Genomic DNA, 6,150 nt, shown 5'->3' with positions numbered 1-6,150 from the left:
TCATAGAAACCGCGCGCGGGGCGTTAACGCCGGAGATTTTGAAAGATGCACTCAAGGTACGAAACGGTCAGATCAAGCGATTTCTGGCTAGGGCGCGCGATGCCGATGTGGACGACCTCACCGTAATATTGGCACCGGTGTCCTCAAGCGATATTGCGTCGTTTATCGCGAAGATCAAAACGATCAGCGGCGTTACTAGGGTAAACGTTGAATCCCGACACAGTGGTGATCTTGAAAGGTCGCCTGACTAATCTTTCCTCCGGTACGGCATTAGGTAGCAAACTGCGGCTTTGCCTCCGCTGTCTTGCTAAAGCTTACGGCTAAGTAGGCTACACCTTCGGGGGATTATCTCAATTCCCGTCGGCCGGTTCTGATGGTATGATTTCTGCGGCGTCGGGATGTTGAAAACCGGCGCTCTAGAACAAACTTCCCCGTTCCGCGCGGTGTGCGGGCGGGGCTGGCGATGACTAACAGTGGCCTTTAGTCCTTCGAATTGAAGTAAGGCTTGATCAGTTGCGCTTCACATCGTTGTTCAACTAGCAAAGGGAGGTCTGCAATGAATGGATTTGTATCTATTGCTTTTGCCCTCGCCCTGTCTGCCGCATCGGTGAATCTGGCGAAGGCCGATCAGCGGGGGCCGGACTGGATGCCAGCCCTTCATGTGATCGATAAGGTTCTTAACTCTGGCTATACGCACGTAACCAAACTTGAAGCCGACGATGGCGGATGGGAAGGCGAGGGTGTTAAGAAAGGACAGAAGATGGAATTTCATGCCGAGCCCAAAACTGGCGTGATCACCTCCAAAAAGCTCGATGACTAAGGAGGGAGTGAAGGCTGTCTAAGTGGCCTATTAGCGAGGAATGTCCGAAACGGGTCAAACTGAGAAGACTCAGTACGAGCATATGATTTCCGCTTCGCCCTCGAACTCGGACATTGCTCGATCCAGTCGGCACGTCGCATTTGTGCCAGAAGCGAAAACCACTACGAGAGATGAGCGCGTGTTTCTCGGCGCTGGCGCCGCACGTATTTCGCTCCCCAACCGAGACCGAGCATGGCGGCGACGAGCGAGCCCGAAAGCACGCCTAGTTTCGCCGAATTTAATAGCCTCTCATCGGTGAAGGCGAGCATTGCGATGAAGATGGACATTGTGAAGCCGATCCCGGCCAGCAGGCCGACGAGGCAGATGCCGCCCCACGAAACGCCCGGTGCCAGCCGACACCAGCCCAGCCGCACCGCGAGCCAAGTCGCACCGACCACACCGATCGGTTTCCCGGCAACAAGAGCAAGCCCCACGCCCAGCATGACGAGTTGACCCTCGGCAGAGAGATTGATGCCCGTGAGGCTAACGCCGGCGTTCGCTAAAGCGAACAGGGGCATAATACCGTAGGCCACCCAGGGATGCAGCGCTATCTGCACGCGCACTACGGGCGGCAACATCTCACGATTGGCTACGCGAAGCTGGCGCAGCGGCAATTCCAGACGATGCGTATCCCTCGTCGAGACTGCATCACTGCCTCGCAGTTCCTCAGCAACACGCGACACCACTTTCAACGGATGCTCCCGCATAGGGATCGGTCGCACGGGGGTCATCAAGCCGAGCACGACGCCCGCAAGGGTCGGGTGGGCACCAGACATCAGAAAACCGATCCACACGAGCGCGGCCGGCAAAGTATACGCGAGCGCTAAGCTAATCCCGATCCGCTGAAATCCTAGAACCATTAAGATGCCAAATGACACAACGACGAAACCACTGAATTGAAGTCCACCCGAGTAGAAGAAAGCGATGATCAGCACCGCGATGACGTCGTCTATGATGGCTAGAGCCAAGAGAAAGACTCTCACATTGACCGGGATTGATCGCCCCAGAAGTGCGAGCACCCCCACGGCAAAGGCGATGTCTGTCGCGGTTGGTACTGCCCAGCCCTGGCCGCGAATTGGATCGATATTGAGGCTCAGGTAAATAAGAGCGGGGGCGATGACGCCGCCGGCAGCCGCGGCGATGGGGAGAATTGCCTGATCGAGCCTACTTAGCGCGCCTTCATGAATTTCGCGCCGAATCTCCATGCCTACGAGCAGGAAGAAAACCGTCATCAGCGCGTCGCTGATCCAGAAGTGCAACGACCGGGAGAAGACGAACTCGCCAAGCCCGATTGAGAGCGGCAGGTGCCAGAGGGCATGATAGCCGTGGGAGAAGGGAGAGTTGGCCCAAATCAGTGCGGAGGCTGCGGCAATCAGAAGCACGCCGCCGCTGACGGCCTCGACGTGCAAGAAGCGCTGTAGTGTGGTGAAGGCGCGCTCGGCAAGGAATTGGGCTCGCGGCAGGTCTTCAGCTGACAATCGATCATCCATTGGGCGCACGCTTTCCGCGTGGCGGCCCGACCATCGCTTGACCTGTCGCTGCTGCATACAGCGAACACCCGAAAGTCGTTCTACACAGCAACGGAAAGAAGGCAACCTTATTCGAAAGCTGTACGTGAGCACGCAATGTCCGAGTTGGGTCAAACTGAGAAACACTCAGCTCGAGCAGATGTCTTCGCTCTTCCCCCCAAAACGGACATTTGGCTTGGCGCGCCCCAAAAGTTGAAACACAGGGAGTGCCCGGAGCCGGCTGAGGGCACCTTCTGCATTGGTGATCGCCGAGCTATCGGCGGCTTAGGAATTCATCCGCGGGCACCCACGGCTTCGGTGCCCCTAACAGCCCGGCAAATTTACCGCCGGTCCAAGGCTTGGCTCCGTGGCCGGCGAGCGACACGCGAGATCGGGAGACAGGGGAGAGCCCGAGCTGTCTGGACGGTTCAGTGCGGCATGTCGGCGATGTGTTCGCCCGCGGTTCGACCGCTCAGCCGCCCGGTGAAATACGCCTATAAAAGGTGGACGCTACTCAATACGAGCCAGTAGATTTCTAACGGACGACCGGTGCCATTGACTGCCCCGAGCAGGTCGGACACCACGACCATTTAGAGCGCTAGCAATCTCGGCCAGGCTAAGTGCCCCGGCATTCTGGATAGCCTGGACCACGGGCATTAGGTTTGTGGCAAATTCATCCGCTACCTGCGCTTGGGCGATGCGTCCTAACGAGCCCGCAACAGAAAGGTTTGTCGGGTTGCCGAGCTTTGCCCCGCTTGCCCTCTTGGCCTGCAGCGCGGCTGTTGTTCGCTCCGATATCAGCCGCCGTTCCTTTTCCGCCAGGGCGGCGTACAGGTGCAGCATGAACGGGTCAGCATCGCGACCGGGCTCGGCAACAATGAACGGCACCCTTTGAGCCATTAAGCCTGAGACAAACGCAACATCGCGGGAAAGCCGATCCAGCTTCGAGACGACAATGCTGCACTTTGCCTTCCTGGCCGCCGCCAACGCAGCGGCAAGCTGCGGGCGGCGATCTAGGGCATCGGCGCCCTTCCCGGTCTCGAACTCGGCATACTCTTCGATGATGGTCAGCGACTCGGCCGCGGCAAAGCGCTCGATTGCTGCCCTTTGCGCCTCAATCCCAACCCAGAGCGCTGCGGCCGTTCTCAAACCGCTCTATCGGTTGCCGGCGAGCTGCAGCGTCGGCCGCTGGTCGGGTTGCCGAACGAGCGCGCCTGCGAATGCAGCGTGGCCAGCGGCCCGGTCGGGCTGACATGCCATGGTCTGCAACACATTGCGATCGACCTTGCTGAGCGCGTTGCGTGGCATTTCGTCGAGTATCCCGAGATCCTCGGGGACCTTGTAGGCGGCAAGCCGTGTCGCCACACGGCCGAGAATCTCGGAGACAATCGTATCCCCTGTTCCGGGTAAGAGTTTCACGAAACCGTATACGCGTTGGCCGAGTACGATGTCCGGCACGCCGACCACGGCGGCTTGCTCCACCGCGGGGTGACAGGCCACCAGCGCCTCCTCCACCTCGACCGGGGAGATATTGGTGCCGCCGCGAATGATGATGTCCCTCTTGCGCGACACGAACCAGAGATCATCGCCTTCGCGCCGCATCAGGTCGCCGGTATAATACCAGCCAGCCTTGAGACTGCTCGCGGTCGCCTCCGGATCATTCCAGTATCCGTCGAATACGTTTTCCCCGCGTATCAGAAGTTCTCCGACCTCGCCGTCCTTGACCTCGTTGCCGTCATCGTCGACCAGCCGAACCCGCGCCCCTTTCGTGATGCGTGAAACCGGTCCGGGTTGCAGGCCGTAAGTAAGGGATCCAACGACTTCCGTCGCGCCCCAGAGATTGTAGAGCGGGGCGCCGAAGGTCGCAGTGACCCGCTTCTGCAGCTCGATCGGGCAGGCGTCCGCCGCGGTAATGCACATTCGCAAAGACGCCAAATTTCGCGGCCGAATCTGCTGTCGCTCAAGCAGTGCCGCATACTGGGAGGGAAATCCCCCCTGCAACGTGCAACGATAGCGTTCAATGATGTCGAGAACGGTGTCGGCATCAAAGCTCTCCAGCAGGACGAAAGGAATGCCAAACTGGACAAAGGCCAGAAAGCAGCCGAGCCCGCTCATATGTGCCATCGGCATCGCGAGGATCATGATGTCGTCGTCCGATAATCCCCAACCTTCGATCATCAGGTTGGTGGTTGCCGCCAGCGTCGCCGGGGTATGGACGACGAATTTCGGCTGACCGGTGGTGCCTGACGTATTGATCAACACAGCGGGCCTATAGGAGGCGGGCGGCACCAGCAAATCGTCCTCAGTGCCTCCGTCAAACAGCGCTTCCCACGGCTGCACGCCGTGATCCTCGAAGTTTCCATTGACAACAAAGCGCTTGTTCGGCGGAAGGATGGTGACGTCGACCGGAGCGATATTGCCGTAGAGCCCGATTTCGCCGATGTAGAGCGCGGGCTTCAGCCGCTGCAGAAGCGGGGCGAGCTCGGCGAACGTGAATGCGGTCCGCAAGGGCGCTGCGATCGCGCCCACTCGAAAACAGGCATAGTAGGCGACGAGCATTTCCGGCCTGTTCACCATGTGAAGAACAACGCGGTCACCCGGACCGACGCCGCGCGCGGCCAGTCCGCGGGCCACGCGTTCCGCTTCGGCCGCCAGGCGTCCGTAGCTCCACACGTCATCGTGAAAGACAAAGGCCGTGGCGTCTGGCCGGGTTTCAACGTGGTGCATCAAGGCATTTGCTGGTGTCGTTTTCATTTGGCTGGTTTCCCGTTGCTGATAGCGCGGGGAGCAGACTGCAGCGGCTGCGCTACCGCGCTGTTTCAGTCTCGGGAAAATGGTTGCGATTGTAGGCGGGGGGAACAAACAGGTGGCCGAGAGCAGGCCAGGCATTTGCGGTCCCCGATCCAATTCGCCCCGGCCGTCCCGCGCACCGCGTACCAGCATGGTTCGTGCTGCCAATGATAGTGGCCTCTGCTGAGCGCGAAACGGTCCTTGGCCCAGATGATCTGGGAGCGCATCTCGAAGCCGGAGGCCTCCAGGGATTGCTGGACCTCGCTCGTATGCCGACCCGCATGCCAGACATAGGCAAGCAACGGAACCGGGGAACAGTGCCTAGGCCTCCCGCCAATCGGCGCGATCGTCGTTCGCTACCTTGCCGAGCTTGCGGGCATTGAGGTTTACGCCGGCCCGCTTCCGCCAGGCTGGATCATAGTTCACGGCATAGGGCGGATCGGTGATCATCAGCTGCGGCTTGACCTCGGCCAGCAGCCGCTCGTAGCTTCCGCGGACGTGCTGTCACCGCAAAGGAGAAGAACTCGCTACGAGCATATGATTTCCGCTTCGCCCCCAACTCGGACATTGCTCGATGCAGTCGGCACTTCGCATTCGTGCCGATTTTGTTCTCTAATTCCGGGTCTGGCTGTCAAGCTCTCCAGCGATCATCCTTGCCGGGCCCACTGTTCTCTCCGCGATAGGGGTAAGCCCTCCGCATGATGGCGTTAGGTGACGCTGGCGGTTCAATGTTGCAATCGCGGTCGGCCCTTTGGACGCTCGCACAAAATCGGTCGAACTCACCATCGCCATCGTCCCGGCAGGGACGTCTTTCCCGCCTGTTTGGCGGGATCTCAGTATGCTCCCCGGTTAGGCAGCAATCTCCTTCTTCGACCAGTTGAATTCGGTTCCATCGATCCACATGCGATGGAGAATGACCGCGAGCTTACGCGCGACCGCGACCTTGGCCTTGCGGAGCCCGTTGCGCTTGGCGAGCCTTATCCCCCAAGACTT

At 59.6% G+C, this 6,150-nt stretch carries 5 protein-coding genes and 2 pseudogenes; 2 read left to right on the top strand and 5 right to left on the bottom strand.

Annotated features, from left to right (window positions below):
* Positions 1-251: pseudogene (locus N554_RS41570) on the top strand (MgtC/SapB family protein); the annotation flags it as partial.
* Positions 252-556: 305 nt separating this feature from the next.
* Positions 557-820, top strand: a complete 264-nt coding sequence (locus N554_RS0129860; protein WP_029586805.1) for a PepSY domain-containing protein — start codon at positions 557-559, stop codon at positions 818-820.
* A gap of 161 nt (positions 821-981) precedes the next feature.
* Here N554_RS0129860 and nhaA read toward each other — a convergent pair whose 3' ends face one another.
* The 5 genes and pseudogenes from nhaA to N554_RS42485 all read right to left on the bottom strand — a co-directional run.
* On the bottom strand, positions 982-2,349 hold the full coding sequence (gene nhaA / locus N554_RS0129855; protein WP_029586804.1) for a Na+/H+ antiporter NhaA: 1,368 nt from the start codon (positions 2,347-2,349) through the stop codon (positions 982-984).
* A 528-nt stretch (positions 2,350-2,877) separates the two neighbouring features.
* A complete protein-coding gene (locus tag N554_RS0129850) occupies positions 2,878-3,516 on the bottom strand; it encodes a recombinase family protein (protein WP_036054592.1) in 639 nt (212 codons plus the stop codon).
* Positions 3,517-3,522: 6 nt separating this feature from the next.
* Positions 3,523-5,121, bottom strand: a complete 1,599-nt coding sequence (locus N554_RS0129845; RefSeq protein ID WP_029586802.1) for a class I adenylate-forming enzyme family protein — start codon at positions 5,119-5,121, stop codon at positions 3,523-3,525.
* Positions 5,122-5,478: 357 nt separating this feature from the next.
* Positions 5,479-5,607, bottom strand: coding sequence for a hypothetical protein (locus tag N554_RS42785; RefSeq protein ID WP_256378768.1), 129 nt, complete (start codon positions 5,605-5,607; stop codon positions 5,479-5,481).
* A gap of 399 nt (positions 5,608-6,006) precedes the next feature.
* Positions 6,007-6,150: pseudogene (locus tag N554_RS42485) on the bottom strand (IS110 family transposase); the annotation flags it as partial.

Origin of the sequence: Bradyrhizobium sp. URHD0069 (assembly GCF_000701345.1) — a bacterium.
Lineage (GTDB): Bacteria > Pseudomonadota > Alphaproteobacteria > Rhizobiales > Xanthobacteraceae > Bradyrhizobium.
This window is presented reverse-complemented; position numbering and strand designations above follow the sequence as displayed.